Annotated in this window: 15 protein-coding genes and 1 tRNA gene; 1 reads left to right on the top strand and 15 read right to left on the bottom strand. The window is 61.9% G+C overall.

The window, feature by feature from the left end; genetic code table 11:
- Positions 1-30: 30 nt before the first annotated feature.
- The 13 genes from nuoF to rlmE form a co-directional block, all read right to left on the bottom strand.
- Entirely contained in the window at positions 31-1,311 is a 1,281-nt protein-coding gene (gene nuoF / locus BMY52_RS00365; protein ID WP_090249457.1) for an NADH-quinone oxidoreductase subunit NuoF, read from the bottom strand.
- A 7-nt stretch (positions 1,312-1,318) separates the two neighbouring features.
- Entirely contained in the window at positions 1,319-1,825 is a 507-nt protein-coding gene (locus tag BMY52_RS00360) for an NADH-quinone oxidoreductase subunit NuoE family protein (RefSeq protein WP_090249455.1), read from the bottom strand.
- Positions 1,825-3,078, bottom strand: coding sequence for an NADH-quinone oxidoreductase subunit D (locus BMY52_RS00355; RefSeq protein WP_090249452.1), 1,254 nt, complete (start codon positions 3,076-3,078; stop codon positions 1,825-1,827). The genes BMY52_RS00360 and BMY52_RS00355 overlap by 1 nt, the downstream gene beginning before the upstream one ends.
- Positions 3,071-3,796 (bottom strand): NADH-quinone oxidoreductase subunit C, encoded by a 726-nt coding sequence (locus BMY52_RS00350; RefSeq protein WP_090249449.1) that lies wholly within the window; start codon positions 3,794-3,796, stop codon positions 3,071-3,073. Before BMY52_RS00350 ends, BMY52_RS00355 begins: the two co-directional genes overlap by 8 nt.
- 27 nt (positions 3,797-3,823) lie before the next feature.
- Positions 3,824-4,300, bottom strand: a complete 477-nt coding sequence (locus BMY52_RS00345; RefSeq protein WP_090249446.1) for a NuoB/complex I 20 kDa subunit family protein — start codon at positions 4,298-4,300, stop codon at positions 3,824-3,826.
- Positions 4,291-4,647, bottom strand: coding sequence for an NADH-quinone oxidoreductase subunit A (locus BMY52_RS00340; RefSeq protein WP_090249443.1), 357 nt, complete (start codon positions 4,645-4,647; stop codon positions 4,291-4,293). Before BMY52_RS00340 ends, BMY52_RS00345 begins: the two co-directional genes overlap by 10 nt.
- Positions 4,648-4,908: 261 nt before the next feature.
- Positions 4,909-4,993, bottom strand: a tRNA-Leu gene (locus BMY52_RS00335).
- Between the two features lie 129 nt (positions 4,994-5,122).
- On the bottom strand, positions 5,123-5,482 hold the full coding sequence (gene secG, locus BMY52_RS00330; protein ID WP_090249441.1) for a preprotein translocase subunit SecG: 360 nt from the start codon (positions 5,480-5,482) through the stop codon (positions 5,123-5,125).
- Positions 5,483-5,485: 3 nt separating this feature from the next.
- Positions 5,486-6,244, bottom strand: a complete 759-nt coding sequence (tpiA, locus tag BMY52_RS00325; protein ID WP_090249439.1) for a triose-phosphate isomerase — start codon at positions 6,242-6,244, stop codon at positions 5,486-5,488.
- A gap of 137 nt (positions 6,245-6,381) precedes the next feature.
- Positions 6,382-7,743, bottom strand: coding sequence for a phosphoglucosamine mutase (glmM, locus tag BMY52_RS00320; RefSeq protein WP_090249437.1), 1,362 nt, complete (start codon positions 7,741-7,743; stop codon positions 6,382-6,384).
- Positions 7,744-7,813: 70 nt separating this feature from the next.
- Positions 7,814-8,650, bottom strand: coding sequence for a dihydropteroate synthase (folP, locus tag BMY52_RS00315; RefSeq protein ID WP_090250444.1), 837 nt, complete (start codon positions 8,648-8,650; stop codon positions 7,814-7,816).
- A 152-nt stretch (positions 8,651-8,802) separates the two neighbouring features.
- Entirely contained in the window at positions 8,803-10,737 is a 1,935-nt protein-coding gene (gene ftsH / locus BMY52_RS00310) for an ATP-dependent zinc metalloprotease FtsH (RefSeq protein WP_090249433.1), read from the bottom strand.
- Positions 10,738-10,783: 46 nt separating this feature from the next.
- The gene (gene rlmE, locus BMY52_RS00305; protein ID WP_090249430.1) at positions 10,784-11,419 is read right to left on the bottom strand and encodes a 23S rRNA (uridine(2552)-2'-O)-methyltransferase RlmE; all 636 of its coding nucleotides are present in this window, start codon (positions 11,417-11,419) and stop codon (positions 10,784-10,786) included.
- A 141-nt stretch (positions 11,420-11,560) separates the two neighbouring features.
- Here rlmE and yhbY point away from each other — a divergent pair, with 141 nt between their 5' ends.
- Complete coding sequence (gene yhbY / locus BMY52_RS00300) at positions 11,561-11,851, top strand: ribosome assembly RNA-binding protein YhbY (protein WP_090250441.1); 291 nt, start codon at positions 11,561-11,563, stop codon at positions 11,849-11,851.
- A 114-nt stretch (positions 11,852-11,965) separates the two neighbouring features.
- Here yhbY and greA read toward each other — a convergent pair whose 3' ends face one another.
- Together greA and carB are read right to left on the bottom strand one after the other, a co-directional pair.
- On the bottom strand, positions 11,966-12,442 hold the full coding sequence (gene greA / locus BMY52_RS00295; RefSeq protein WP_090249427.1) for a transcription elongation factor GreA: 477 nt from the start codon (positions 12,440-12,442) through the stop codon (positions 11,966-11,968).
- Entirely contained in the window at positions 12,439-15,663 is a 3,225-nt protein-coding gene (gene carB, locus BMY52_RS00290) for a carbamoyl-phosphate synthase large subunit (RefSeq protein ID WP_090249424.1), read from the bottom strand. The genes greA and carB overlap by 4 nt, the downstream gene beginning before the upstream one ends.
- Between the last annotated feature and the right edge of the window lie 59 nt (positions 15,664-15,722).

Genomic DNA, 15,722 nt, shown 5'->3' with positions numbered 1-15,722 from the left:
TTCGCTTCCCGTTGCACCGAACGCCATGGGTCAGGCCGCGTCTGCCACCAGACTACGGCCATGCTCGATGTAGTGTTGGAACTCGTGCCTGAAGTGCTTGACGAAACTGCGCACCGGCATGGCGGCAGCGTCCCCCAGGGCACAGATGGTGCGACCCTCGATCTTGGCGGCCACGTCGTCCAGACGTTCCAGATCTTCCATGCGACCCTGCCCCTCAACGATCCGGGTCAGCACACGATACAACCACCCGGTGCCTTCCCGGCAGGGCGTGCACTGGCCGCAGGACTCGGCGAAGTAGAACCGCGAGATCCGTTGCAGCGCCTTGACCATGTCGGTGGTCTCGTCCATCACGATGACGGCCCCGGATCCAAGCATGGAGCCCGCCTTGACGATGGCGTCGTAATCCATGTTGGTCTTGAGCATGATATCTCCGGGCACCACGGGCACCGAAGAGCCACCCGGGATCACGGCCTTGAGCTTGCGCCCCTTCCAGACGCCACCGGCCATCTCCAGCAATTCGCTGAAGGGCGTGCCCAGGGGCACCTCGAAATTGCCGGGCTTTTCCACATGACCGGACACCGAGAACAGCTTCTCGCCCCCGGATCGCTCGACCCCCATATCGGCAAACCACTGCCCACCCTCGCGGAGGATGATCGGCACCGAGGCCAGGGTCTCGGTATTGTTGATGGTGGTGGGACGACCGTAGAGCCCGAAGTTGGCCGGGAACGGCGGCTTGAAGCGCGGCATTCCCTTCTTGCCTTCCAGCGACTCCAGCAACGCGGTTTCCTCGCCGCAGATATAGGCACCGGCCCCCAGCGTGGGATACAGGTCGAAATCGATACCGGAGCCCTGGATGTTCCTGCCCAGCCAGCCGTTGTCGTAGGCCTCCTTCACGGCCTGAGCGAAACGCTGATAGGGCTCATCCATGAATTCGCCGCGCAGATAGTTGTAGCCCACCGTGGCGCCGATGGCGAAGCCGGCAATGGCCATGCCCTCCACCACCGCATGCGGGTTGTAGCGCAGGATATCGCGGTCCTTGCAGGTCCCCGGTTCGGATTCATCGGAGTTGCAGACCACATATTTTTGTCCCGGCGCCGTGCGGGGCATGAAGCTCCACTTGAGGCCCGCGGGGAAACCAGCCCCCCCCCGCCCACGCAGGTTGGAGGCCTTCACCTCCTCGATCACGGCCTCCTGGGACAACTCACCCTTGAGGATCTTTCCCAGGGCCTGGTAACCCCCCACCTTGAGGTAGTTCTCATAGGTCCAGGGCTCGTCATAACCCCGCGTGTTGAAACAAATACGATTCGCCATGGCCGCCTCAGTCCAGCTTGTCGAGAATCTCATCCACCTTCTCGGGGGTGAGATTCTCGTGATAGACGTGATCCACCTGCATCATGGGAGCGCCACAACAGCCGGCCAGGCACTCCTCCTCTCGCTTGAGGAAGAAACGACCATCCGGGGTCGATTCACCCAGGCCCACGCCCAGTTTCTGCTCCAGGTGTTCCAGGATCTTGTCCCCACCGCGCAGCATGCAGGAGATGTTGGTGCACACGGAAATGCTGTGCTTACCCACTGGCTCCAGTTCGAACATGGAGTAAAAACTCCCCACCTCATACACGGCGATCTCGGACATGCCGATATAGTCGGCCACCGCATCCATCATCTGTGTGGAGAGGTGACCCTGCTCGTGCTGGACCGCCCGCAGTGCGCCCAACACAGCGGATTGGCGCTGATCCTCCGGATAACGGGCAAGCCAGTCGTCGATCTCATGGCGGACATGCTCGCTGAGCAGGTCGGACTTACGTTGGGTCGGGTTGGCTGACATCAGCGGTCGATCTCCCCAAAAACGATATCCAGGCTGCCGATCAGGGTGACTACGTCGGCCAGCATGTGCCCTCGGGACATTTCATCCAGGGCCGAGAGGTGCACGTAGCCCGGCGGACGCACCTTCACCCGATAGGGCTTGTTGGCCCCATCGGAAATCATGTAAACACCAAACTCGCCCTTGGGATGTTCCACGGCCGCGTAGGACTCGCCTGCCGGCACGCAGTACCCCTCGGTGAACAGCTTGAAGTGATGAATCAGGGATTCCATGTCCGCCTTCATCTCTTCCCGGGGCGGGGCCATGATCTTGCGATCATCCAGGCGCACCGGGCCGGGGTTGTTCTTCAGCCACTCCACGCACTGACGGATGATCCGGTTGGATTGGCGCATCTCTTCCATGCGCACCAGATAGCGATCATAGGAATCGCCGTTCACACCCACCGGGATGTCGAAGTCCAGGCGATCGTAGGCGGCATAGGGTTGTTTCTTGCGCAGATCCCATTCCACACCGGAACCGCGCAGCATCGGCCCGGTAAAGCCCAGTTGCAGCGCTCGCTCCGGACCGACCACGCCGATGCCTACCGTGCGCTGCCGCCAGATACGGTTTTCGGTCAGCAAGGTCTCGTATTCATCCACCTTGGTGGGAAAGCGCTCGGTGAAGGATTCGATGAAATCCAGCAGTGAGCCCTGGCGATCCTGGTTAAGCACCGCCACATCCGCCTTGCTCTTCCAGCGGGAAGGCTGATACTGGGCCATGGTGCCGGGCAGATCCCGGGCCACGCCGCCGGGTCTGTAGTAAGTGGCGTGCATGCGCGATCCGCTCACCGCCTCGTAGCAGTCGATCAAATCCTCCCGCTCACGGAAACAGTAAAGGAACATGGTCATGGCACCCACGTCCAGGGCATGGGTGCCCAGCCACAGAAGGTGATTGAGGATGCGGGTGATCTCGTCGAACATCACCCGGATGTATTGGGCGCGCAGCGGGGGTTCGATGCCCAGCAGACGTTCGATGGCCAGGCAATAGCCGTGCTCATTGCACATCATGGACATGTAATCGAGCCGGTCCATGTAACCGATACTCTGGTTGTAGGGCTTGCTCTCGGCCAGCTTCTCCGTCCCGCGATGCAGCAAACCAATATGCGGATCGGCGCGTTGCACCACCTCGCCATCCATCTCCAGCACCAGGCGCAGCACGCCGTGGGCCGCCGGATGCTGGGGACCGAAGTTCAGGGTATAGTTGCGAATCTCAGGCATCGGCGGATGTCTCCTCGGCCGAGTCATCCAGATAACGGTGGTCGTTGCGGATGACCCGGGGCACCAGCACGCGGGGCTCGATGGTCACCGGCTGATAGATCACGCGCTGCTGTTCCGGGTCGTAACGCATTTCCACATGCCCCACCAATGGGAAGTCCTTGCGGAAGGGATGGCCCACAAAACCGTAGTCGGTGAGAATCCGACGTAAATCCGGGTGACCCTCGAAGATGATCCCGTAGAGGTCGAAGGCCTCACGCTCGAACCAGTTGGCGGAGGACCAGATCTCCACCACCGAGGGCACCGTGGGAAACTCGTCCTCGGGACAGAAGCAGCGCACCCGCAATCGGTGGTTATGGGAAATGGAAAGCAGGTGATAGACCGCGGCGAAACGCGGACCCTGGTGCTGTCCGGCATCCGGGGCTTCGTCGAAGGTGAAGCGACCAAAGGTGGCCTCTTCCACACCGCGGCTGAAACCCTCACTGCTGGACGTCTCCGTGGCCCACTCGGTCACACCATAGGCCATGTAGTCCACCCCGCAGACATCGACGAGCATCTCGAAGCGCAGCTCGGGATCGTCCCGTAGCATGCGCGCCAGAGGGTGCCAATCGCCTGGTGCCACCTGCAGCGTGATTTCACCACACTCCTGGGTGAGACCCTGCAGCCGGCCCTTGAATTTTTTCTCCAGGCACGCGGCCAGTCTGTCGAGTTTCTCGCTCATCATGAGATCCTGGCTGGAGACCGCCCGTCAGCGGGCGATGGTGTGAGTGCGACGGATCTTGTTCTGCAGTTGCAGGATTCCGTACAGCAGCGCTTCGGCAGTGGGTGGGCACCCGGGGACATAGATATCCACCGGAACAATGCGATCGCAGCCACGCACCACGGCGTAGGAGTAGTGATAGTAACCGCCACCATTGGCACACGACCCCATGGAAATCACCCATCGGGGTTCCGGCATCTGGTCATAGACCTTGCGCAGCGCGGGGGCCATCTTGTTGACCAGCGTCCCCGCAACAATCATGACATCCGATTGCCTGGGACTGGGACGGAACATCACGCCCATGCGGTCCATGTCATAACGTGCCGCACCGGTGTGCATCATCTCGATGGCGCAACAGGCCAGACCGAAGGTCATGGGCCACAGGGAACCCGTGCGGGCCCAGTTGATCAGTTTGTCGGCAGAGGTGGTGACAAAGCCTTTTTCAAGGACGCCTTCTATTCCCATTCCAGGGCCCCCTTCTTCCACTCGTAAATGAACCCGATCACCAGGATACCCAGGAACATGGCCATGGCGAGAAGCCCGAACAATCCTATGGAATCCAGGGAGACGGCCCAGGGAAAGAGAAACGCGATTTCCAGATCGAAGATAATAAAGAGGATGGCCACCAGGTAGAACCTGATGTCAAACTTGATGCGGGAGTCCTCAAAGGCCTCGAAACCGCATTCGTAAGGGGAACCCTTGGCGGCGTCAGGGCGATGGGGCCCCACTGCCATGCCCAGAGCGAGAGGAATCACCCCAACGAGCACGCCGATGCCGATGAATACCAGTATAGGCAGGTAGTTTTCGAGCATGTTCCTCTCCTCCCACCCCATGGCGATGCATGCGGCAGGCCTCGGTGATGCTATGTGTGCATGCGTTGGCACGCATGCCACTTAGTTTTTAGTTATCTGGGCCGCTGGAAAGTGCCCTGAATTCCTCAAAGCCCGGGGGAGTCTATGGCACCCGTTATAAGGGTGTCAAGCATTAGAATAAACTAATTCATTGATACTGCTGGATTTTTTTGTGCAGCGCCGCAAGAAATGGCCAGAACGGCTGCGTCGCTCGAAAAAGAATGGTGCAGATGGCCGGACTCGAACCGGCACGGCTTTCGCCACCGCCCCCTCAAGACGGCGTGTCTACCAATTCCACCACATCTGCACGATGCATCACGAACGCGGGGCCTTTGAGTTCCCGCTTCACCCAAGGCAACACGATGTCGCCATGGGTGACTCCTCCTCCCAACTCCTCTGGGCAGGCCTGTGGTGGCCTGCCTGGGTGGCGTCCCTCTTAGTTGGGGACGTCCACCGGACCGGTATCCTGCCCGGAATCATCATCTTCCGGAGGCATGGTGGCCGGCTGCTCAACACGCTGGGGTGTCGTATCGATCAGATCGATGACGCTCGGGGCCTCTGGTCGGTTGGCCACCATGTAGGTGAGCACCAGACTGCTGATGATGAACCCCGTGGCGGTCAGTGCCGTGGCACGGGTGAGCAGATTGGCTGACCCCCGGGCCCCGAAAACGGTAGCCGAAGCGCCGCTGCCAAAGGCCGCTCCCGCATCGGCTCCCTTGCCGTGCTGCAAGAGCACCAGCACGATCAAACCGATGGACAAGACTACCTGAACTACCAATAGAATGCTATACAGCATGGTTTATCCTGCTTGACTGGCGGCCTTGCAGATCGCAAGGAAGTCAGCCGCCTTGAGTGAGGCGCCGCCGATCAGGCCACCATCGATATCCGCTTGGTTGAACAACTCGGCCGCGTTGTCGGCTTTAACGCTGCCTCCATAGAGAATTTGCACACCTGCCGCCACCGCGGCGTCATGCTCAGCCAGACGCCCTCGGACGAAGGCGTGCACGGCCTGGGCCTGATCCGGCGTGGCGGTGCGCCCGGTACCAATCGCCCAGACGGGCTCATAGGCGACCACCGCGTCACGAAACGCCCCGATGCCCTCCAACTCCAGCACGGCATCCAACTGACGGGCCACCACCGCTTCGGTGACGTCCCGTTCGCGCTCATCCAGCAACTCGCCAACGCACAGGATGGGCTTCAGCCCATGACGGCGCGCCGCCGCGAACTTGCGGGCCGTGAAGGCGTCATCCTCACCATAGAGGGTACGCCGCTCGGAATGGCCCACAATCACGTACTGGCAACCCAGATCCTTGAGCATGGCCCCGGACACCTCACCGGTGTGGGCACCCTCATCCTGATCCGAGAGATCCTGGGCACCCAGGGCAATCCCTGGCCCCACCAGACCGGCCACCTGCTCCAGGTAGACGAACGGCGGACAGACTGCCACCTCGACCGAATCGAGATGACCCACCTGGGCCACCACATCCTGCATCAGGGCCTGGTTCATCGACCGTGAACCATTCATCTTCCAGTTACCAGCCACCAGGGGTCTACGCATGGATCATCTCCGTGAATTGGACACCCACCCGGCCGAACACAGAGGATACCTCACTCCCTGAAGGAAGCGATCCTTCCACTGTCATCCCCGGATCATGAAGCGGGGAATCCTACCTGCGCGCGGCCGATAAATCAATTTCAGGATGCGCGCTCGGCGGCCTGGCGAACACTATCCGCCAGATCCTGCGCCAGACGTCCCACCAGGGCCATGTCATATCCTTCCACCATCACCCTCACCAGCGGCTCGGTGCCCGACGGTCTGAGCAGCACACGACCGCGGCCGGAGAGGGTGGATTCCGCATCCCGAACCGCCTCGCAGACCGCTTGTGTCTCCAGCAGGCCATGCGGGCGGGCATTGGGATTGACGGGCACGTTCACCAGGGTCTGAGGATATTTTTCCATACCCCGCTGCAGTTCGGACAGGGGTCGCCCGGTGGCACCCATCACTTCAAGGATCTGCAGTGCCGAAATGATTCCATCGCCGGTACAGGTACGGTCCAGGCAAATGAGGTGCCCGGAAGACTCCCCCCCCAGCAGCCAGCCTTCGTGATGCAGAGCCTCCATCACGTAGCGGTCACCCACGGCCACCCGCCTGAAGGGAATGCCGGCCGAGTCCATGGCCTGCTCCAGGCCCAGGTTGCTCATCAGGGTGCCCACCACCCCACCATGCAGGATGCCATCCCGGTGGCGCGCCAGGGCAATGATACACAAGGCCTGATCCCCATCCACCACATCACCACGCTCGTCCACCAGGATGAGGCGGTCTCCGTCACCATCCAGGGCAATCCCCAGATCGGCCTTGTGGGACAATACGGCGGCCTGCAACTCGCGAGGATGCAGTGCCCCGCAGCCTTCGTTGATGTTGAAGCCATCGGGCCGGACCCCGACCGGAATCACCTCGGCGCCAAGTTCTTCAAACACATGGGGCGCCACGCCGTAGGTTGCCCCGTTGGCGCAATCCACGACGATCCGCAGGCCGTGAAAATGGGTGCCGGTGGGAATGGTGCTCTTGCAGAATTCGATATAGCGCCCGGCAGCATCCACCACCCGCTCCACCTTGCCCAGATCCGCGGAATCCACCGTCTCCATGGGCTGCTCCAGGGTGGCCTCAATGGCCAGTTCCACCGAATCCGGAAGCTTGTTGCCGTTGGTGGAGAAGAACTTGAATCCGTTGTCGTAGTAAGGGTTATGCGAGGCACTGATGACGATGCCCGCAGAAGCCCGGAAGGTACGGGTGAGATAAGCCACTGCAGGGGTCGGCATGGGCCCCAACAAGCGGATATCCACTCCAGCCGCCGACAGCCCGGCCTCCAGGGCCGATTCAAACATGTATCCGGACACACGGGTATCCTTGCCAATCAGTACCAGCCCTTCGCCGTCGGGCGCCAGCACCCGCCCCGCCGCCCAGCCCAGGCGCAGCGCAAAGTCCGGAGTCATCGGGTAACGCCCTACCCGTCCGCGAATGCCGTCGGTGCCAAAATACTGCCTTTCCTGAGTCATGTATCCAAGCCTGTCCTGATCAAGAGCTAGTGGGGGTGCGGTGGGGCCAGGCAACGCGCCTGCCCGACATTCAGAGGGTGAACGGCGGCCCGGCGGCCCTGAGCACACGCAGGGCGTCCCGGGTGGCAGCCACATCATGCACGCGAAGGATGGAGGCCCCACGCTGCGCGGCGAGCAGGGCCGCGGCCACGCTGCCCTGGATCCGCTCTGCCACCGGCCGTTCACCACCCAGCATCCGGTCGATCATGGTCTTGCGAGACATCCCCACCAACAGCGGCAAGCCCTCCACAGCCAGCTCCGGGAGACGTCTCAACAGAGTGAGATTGTGCTCCAGGTTCTTGCCAAAGCCAAAACCCGGATCCAGCAGCAGTCTCGCCGCAGGAATGCCGGCGGCGCGACAGGCCATCACGCGCTCCGCCAGAAAATCGCGCACCTCGGCCACCACATCCTGATACTGCGGATTCACCTGCATGCTGCGGGGCTGACCCTGCATGTGCATCAGGCAAACGGGCACCCCACACCGGGCGGCCATCTCCAGGGCGCCCGGATCCTGCAGGGCGCGCACATCGTTGATCAGGGTGGCGCCTGCCGCGCAGGCCGCCCGCATCACTTCGGCCTTGCTGGTATCCACGGAGATCGGCACCGGCAGTCGCGGCGCCAGGACCTCGATGATGGGCACCACCCGGGTCAGCTCCTCCTCGACAAGAACAGCACCCGCACCGGGTCGAGTGGACTCGCCCCCCACATCGATGAAATCCGCCCCCGCCTCCACCATGGCGAGCGCATGCTCGATGGCCTGGGCCGGATGGAGGTAGGCGCCCCCATCGGAGAAGGAGTCCGGGGTGACGTTGAGGATGCCCATGATACGGGGCTCGGTGAAATCGACGCTGTACTGACCAAACTGCATGACGAAACCCTGGCGGGGAAAGTCAGGGATCATAACCGGGCACGGGCCCTCATGGCCATGCCGGCGCCCAGACACAGCGAAGCCGCCCAGAACATAAGGGCGGCTTCGCTCTCTTGCGGGGCCAACGGGCCGCCAGAAGGCGGCCCAGCGACTCAGGTCTGGCTGGCGGGACCGCCAATCATGCCCTTGCCTTCCTTGTCCTTGCCCTGATCGTCGCCCTGAGCACTGGCATCACCATCACCGGAACCTGGCTCATCCCCGCCGGTCCAGCCGTCCGGGTCCCGGGGTTCACGACCTTCCATGATGTCGTTGATCTGCTCCACATCGATGGTCTCGTATTTCATGAGCGCCTGCGACATGGTGTGCAGTTTTTCCAGGTGTTCCTCCAGGATGCTCTTGGCCCGCTCGTAGCTGGTATCGATCACCCGGCGAATCTCCTCATCGATGGCGTGCGCCGTCTCGTCGGACATCTGCTTGTGCTGCGTGACCTGCCGCCCCAGGAAGACCTCGCCTTCTTCCTCACCATAGGACAACGGACCCAGGCGATCCGACAACCCCCATTTGGTCACCATGTTGCGGGCAATGGAGGTCGCCCGCTCGATGTCGTTGGAGGCCCCGGTAGTCACCTTGTCCGGCCCGAAGATGATTTCCTCCGCGATCCGGCCGCCGAACAGGGAACAGATCTGGCTTTCCAGTCGCGTCTTGCTGTGACTGTAGCGGTCTTCATCGGGCAGGAACATGGTCACACCCAGGGCCCGGCCGCGGGGGATGATGCTCACCTTGTAGACCGGATCGTGTTCCGGCACCAGGCGACCCACGATGGCATGACCCGCTTCATGATAGGCCGTGAGCTTCTTCTCGTCCTCACTCATGACCATGGACTTGCGCTCGGCGCCCATCATGATCTTGTCCTTGGCCCGCTCGAAGTCGATCATCTCCACGAGGCGCTTGTTGGCCCGCGCGGCGAACAGGGCAGCCTCGTTGACCAGGTTGGCCAGGTCGGCTCCCGAGAAGCCGGGGGTGCCACGGGCGATGAGGTCGGCCCGGACATTGTCATCCACCGGCACCTTGCGCATGTGCACCTTGAGGATCTGCTCTCGACCCCGCACATCCGGCAGGGGCACCACCACCTGGCGGTCAAAACGACCGGGTCGCAGCAATGCCGGGTCGAGCACATCGGGGCGGTTGGTGGCAGCAATGACGATGATGCCCTCCGTCCCCTCGAAACCATCCATTTCCACCAGGAGCTGGTTCAGTGTTTGTTCGCGCTCATCATGGCCACCGCCCATGCCAGCGCCACGCTGGCGACCCACGGCATCGATCTCGTCGATGAAGATGATGCAGGGCGCATGCTTCTTGGCCTGCTCGAACATGTCACGCACTCGCGAGGCGCCCACGCCCACGAACATCTCCACGAAGTCCGAGCCGGAGATGCTGAAGAAGGGCACCTTGGCCTCACCGGCGATGGCCTTGGCCAGCAGGGTCTTACCGGTACCGGGAGAGCCCACCATGAGCACACCGCGGGGGATCTTGCCGCCCAGCTTCTGGAACTTGCTGGGATCGCGCAGGAAGTCCACCAGCTCGCTGACCTCTTCCTTGGCCTCGTCACAGCCGGCAACATCGGTGAAGGTGATCTTCACCTGGTCCTCGCTCATCATGCGCGCCTTGCTCTTGCCGAAGGACATGGCGCCGCGACCGCCGGCGCCACCCTGCATCTGACGCATGAAGTAGATCCAGACGCCGATCAGCAACAGGAACGGGAACCAGCTGATGAGGATATCCGTCAACAACGAGCGCTCAGCCGGCTCTTCGACGCGGATCTCCACATTGCTGTTGAGCAGATCGCCGATCAGGCCCGGATCATTCGGGGTGTGGGTACGGAATTGTTCCCCATTGATGGTCTGCCCCTCAATGGTCTTGTCCTCGATAAAGACGCTATCGATGCGTCCGGCCTTCACCTCGCTGATGAATTCCGAATAGGACCAGGCCTGGGCTTCCTGCTGCTGCGGTGTGAAGTTATTGAACACCGACATCAGCACGATTGCGATAACCGCCCAGATAATCAGGTTTTTTACCAGCTCGTTCAAGGGTCTACCTCGACTATTCCGTGGTGTACTGTTGGTTTTACAGACCTTACACCAGTTTACGGCCCCTGGCCAACGCATACACCTCGCGGGAACGGGCCCGGGAGGCCTGGGGTTTGCGGATCTGCACCTTGTTGAATTGCCCGCGCAGGGTCTTCACGTACTCGTCGAACCCTTCGCCATGGAAGATTTTGACCAGGAAATCCCCACCGGGTTTCAATACGCGTCCGGCAGTATCCAGTGCCAGCTCCGCCAGGTACATGGCACGTGGCTGATCGACGGCGTCCACCCCACTGATATTGGGGGCCATATCGGAAAGCACAAGGTCAACGGGCTCATCTCCCATCTCGGCACCCATGGCAGCCAGGATGGCATCGAGCACCTCGTCCTCGCGAAAATCGCCCTGAACAAAGGTCACCCCCTCCAGGGGCGCCATTTCCAGGATATCCGAGGCAATCACGCAGCCCTTGCGACCCACCAAGCCGGCAGCATACTGACTCCACCCTCCGGGCGCCGACCCCAGATCCAGCACCCGCATCCCCGACCGGATCAATCGATCCCGCTCCTGGATCTCCTGGAGCTTGTACACGGCGCGACAGCGCCAGCCCTCTTCCTGGGCCTGCTGCACGTAGGGGTCGCTAAAATGTTCCTTGAGCCAGCGCTGGCTGCTTTTGCTGCGGGACATGATTGGCAGGATCTGTGAGTGGGAATGACGGTTCAGGATACCCTAACGAGGTATGCCTCGGGGGATAGCTACTTGAGAGTTGAGGTGAGAGCCCTCAAACTGCGCGGCCTGTTCATCCTAGTCGGAACCCTGTTAGCCACCATGCCCACCCCTCAGCAGATCAAACACCTCCGCGCCCTGGCCCACGACAAAAAACCCGTGGTCAGCCTCGGCCGGCACGGCCTGACCGATGCCGTGCTGGAAGAACTCGACATCGCCCTGAACCATCATGAACTGATCAAGGTCAAGGTGGGCGTGGGCGATCGTGAACTGAGGGATCAGGTGGTGACGCAGATGTGCGAGCGCAGCGGTGCTGCGCTGGTACAGCGGATCGGCAACATCGCCATCTTGTTCCGACGCAATCCGGAGAAGCCGGTGGTGAAACTGCCCTGATTCTCAGGCATCCACAGGATGAGAGGGAAGGATCGGCGTCGTGCCTACCTCCCCCTCATCCCCGCTTTGAAGCTCTACTCTCCCGTGGGTAGAGGGACTGGGGTGAGGGGGCGCTCACACATACCGGACGGCGACGATCTCGTAGTGCTTTTCCCCCGCCGGGGCATTGAAGGTGATCTCGTCACCCTCCTCCTTACCGATCAGGGCGCGGGCAATGGGTGAATTCACGGAGATTCGGCCCGCCTTGATATCCGCCTCATCGTCCCCCACGATCTGGTATTTGACCTCCTGATCCGTATCCAGATCCAGCAGTTCCACCGTGGCACCAAAGACCACCTTGCCACCCGCGTTCAGCGTGGTCACATCGATGATCTGGGCATTGGAAAGCTTGCCCTCCAGTTCCTTGATGCGCCCCTCGATGAACCCCTGCTGCTCCCGGGCGGCATGATACTCGGCATTCTCCTTGAGATCGCCGTGCGCCCGAGCTTCGGAAATGGCGGCGATCACCCGGGGGCGATCCTCGCTCTTGAGCTTTTGCAGTTCTGCCTTGAGCAGTTCGGCCCCGCGGACCGTCAGCGGCGTCTTGCTCATGCCAGGTTCTCCTTATGCATGTCCTGCAGGCAGTACACATTCTCACTGTCCAGGAAGGACAAGGCCTCAACGGTGGCAAAGGCACCCGCCAGCGTGGTGGTGTAGCTCACCTTGTGTTGCAGCGCCTCGCGGCGGATCGTGTAGGAATCGGCAATGGCCTGCCTGCCCTCGGTGGTATTGATGATCAGACTGATCTCGTCGTTCTTGATCATGTCGACGATATGCGGCCGCCCTTCAGTTACCTTATTGATGCGCTTGCAGGCGATGCCGGCGTCCTCGAGAACCTGCGCCGTCCCCCGGGTGGCGATCAACTCAAAGCCCTTGTCGGCCAATTGACGCACCACATCGGCAATACCGTCCTTGTCAGCATCGCGCACGCTGATGAAGGCCTTGCCTGATGTGGGCAGGGTCACACCCGCGCCCAGCTGACTCTTGGCGAAGGCCTCGGGGAAGCTACGACCCACACCCATCACCTCACCAGTGGACTTCATTTCGGGGCCCAGGATGGGGTCCACGCCAGGGAACTTGATGAACGGGAACACCGCCTCCTTCACGGAGAAATACTTGGGCCGGATCACATCGGTCACGCCCTGTTCAGCCAGGCTACGACCCGCCATGCAGCGCGCGGCGATCTTGGCCAGGGGCATGCCGATGGCCTTGGAGACGAAGGGCACGGTGCGTGAGGCCCGCGGATTCACCTCCAGTACGAAGATCTTGTTGCCGCCCTGAACGGCGAACTGGGTGTTCATCAGCCCCACCACATTCAGGCCCACGGCCATCTTGCGCACCTGCTCGGCAATCTCGTCCTGCAACTCCATGCTCAGGCTGTACGGGGGCAAGGAGCAGGCGGAATCACCGGAGTGCACACCGGCCTGTTCGATATGCTGCATGATGCCGCCGATGACCACTTCCTTGCCGTCGCTGATGGCGTCCACGTCCACCTCGACGGCATCATCCAGGAAACGGTCCAGCAGCACCGGGGCATCATTGGACACCTGCACAGCATCGCGCATGTAGCGGCGCAGGTCAGTCTCGTTGTAGACAATCTCCATGGCCCGACCGCCCAGCACATACGAGGGGCGCACCACCACCGGGAAGCCGATGGCCTCGGCGTGGCGCACAGCCTCTTCCACGCTGCGGGCGGTGCGGTTGGGCGGCTGAATCAGATCCAGTTCATTGATCAGGTTCTGGAAACGCTCCCGGTCCTCGGCCAGGTCGATGGAGTCCGGAGTGGTGCCGATCACGGGCGCGCCGGCGGCCTCCAGATCCCGGGCCAGCTTCAGCGGGGTCTGGCCACCGAACTGGATGATGATCCCCTTGGGCTGCTCCAGATGCACGATCTCCAGCACATCCTCCAGGGTGAGGGGCTCGAAGAACAGGCGGTCGGAGGTATCGTAATCAGTGGAAACGGTCTCCGGGTTGCAATTGACCATGATGGTCTCATAGCCATCCTCACGCATGGCCAGGGCCGCGTGCACACAGCAATAGTCGAACTCGATACCCTGGCCGATGCGGTTGGGGCCGCCCCCGAGCACCATGATCTTTTCCCGACCCGAGGGCTCGGCCTCGCATTCCTCCTCGTAGGTGGAATACATGTAGGCCGTGGTGGAGGCAAACTCGGCGGCACAGGTATCCACCCGCTTGTAGACCGGATGGACCTTGAGGCCGTGGCGGTACTCACGCACGGTGCGCTCGGTCTCGTTCAGCAGGGCGGCCAGACGGCGGTCAGAGAAGCCGTACTGCTTGAGGCGGAACATCTCCAGGGCATCGACGCTCTTGAGCGAGCGATCCTTGAGGGACTGCTCGATCGCCACCAGTTCCTGGATCTGCTCCAGGAACCAGGGGTCGATCCAGGTCATCTCCACCAACTGTTCCACGCTGTAGCCCAAACGGAAGGCGTCGGCGGCATACCAGATCCGTTCCGGGCCGGGATCGGCCAGGCGGGAGCGCACCTGAGCGTCAGCGTCCTCGCTACCCAGGTCCACCTTGCCATTGAGGCCATCGTTGCCCGTCTCCAGGCTGCGCAGCGCCTTCTGGAAGGACTCCTGAAAAGTCCGACCGATGGCCATGGCCTCACCCACCGACTTCATCTGCGTGGTCAGCCTGGCCTCGGCACTGGGGAATTTCTCGAAGGTGAACCGCGGGATCTTGGTGACCACGTAGTCGATGGAGGGCTCAAAAGACGCCGGCGTGACACCGCCGGTGATCTCGTTGCGCAACTCATCCAGGGTAAAGCCCACGGCCAGTTTGGCCGCCACCTTGGCGATGGGGAAACCGGTGGCCTTTGAGGCCAGGGCCGAGGAGCGGGATACCCGGGGGTTCATCTCGATGACCACCAGGCGGCCATTTTCCGGGTTCACGGCAAACTGCACGTTGGACCCACCGGTTTCCACACCGATCTTGCGCAGCACCGCCACGGAGGCGTCGCGCATGATCTGGTATTCCTTGTCGGTGAGGGTCTGGGCCGGCGCCACGGTGATGGAGTCACCGGTATGCACCCCCATGGGGTCCAGGTTTTCGATGGAGCAGATGATGATGCAGTTGTCCGCCTTGTCGCGGACCACCTCCATCTCGAACTCCTTCCACCCCAGAACGGACTCCTCCACCTGCACCTCGTTCACCGGAGAGAGATCCAGGCCGCGCTTGACGATGTCTTCGTATTCCTCGCGGTTGTAGGCGATGCCGCCACCGCTGCCCCCCATGGTGAACGAGGGCCGAATGATGATGGGATAGCCGATCTGGGGCTGAACCCTCTGGGCCTCCTCCCAACTGTTGACCATGTGGGCCACCGGACTGTCCAGCCCGATCTCGCTCATGGCCTCGCGGAAGCGTTGCCGGTCCTCGGCCATGTCGATGGCATCCTCGGAAGCCCCGATGAGTTTGACCCCATGCTTGTCCAGTACGCCATGTTTGGCCAGGTCCAGGGCACAGTTCAGGGCCGTCTGCCCCCCCATGGTGGGCAGGACCGCATCCGGCTTCTCGCGGGCAATGATGCGCGACACGGTCTTCCATTCCACCGGCTCGATGTACACCGCATCGGCCATCTCCGGGTCCGTCATGATGGTGGCCGGGTTGGAGTTCACCAGGATCACCCGGTAGCCCTCCTCGCGCAGGGCCTTGCAGGCCTGGGCACCGGAATAGTCGAACTCGCAGGCCTGGCCGATGACGATGGGGCCGGCACCGAGGATCAGGATGCTCTTCAGATCGGTTCTCTTGGGCATGGAATGTCTTACCGTGGGCAACGCGGCGCGCCAGGCGCGCCGGTGGGCGAATGGGGTCT

This window comes from Ectothiorhodospira marina (assembly GCF_900109495.1).
Lineage (GTDB): Bacteria > Pseudomonadota > Gammaproteobacteria > Ectothiorhodospirales > Ectothiorhodospiraceae > Ectothiorhodospira > Ectothiorhodospira marina.
This window is presented reverse-complemented; position numbering and strand designations above follow the sequence as displayed.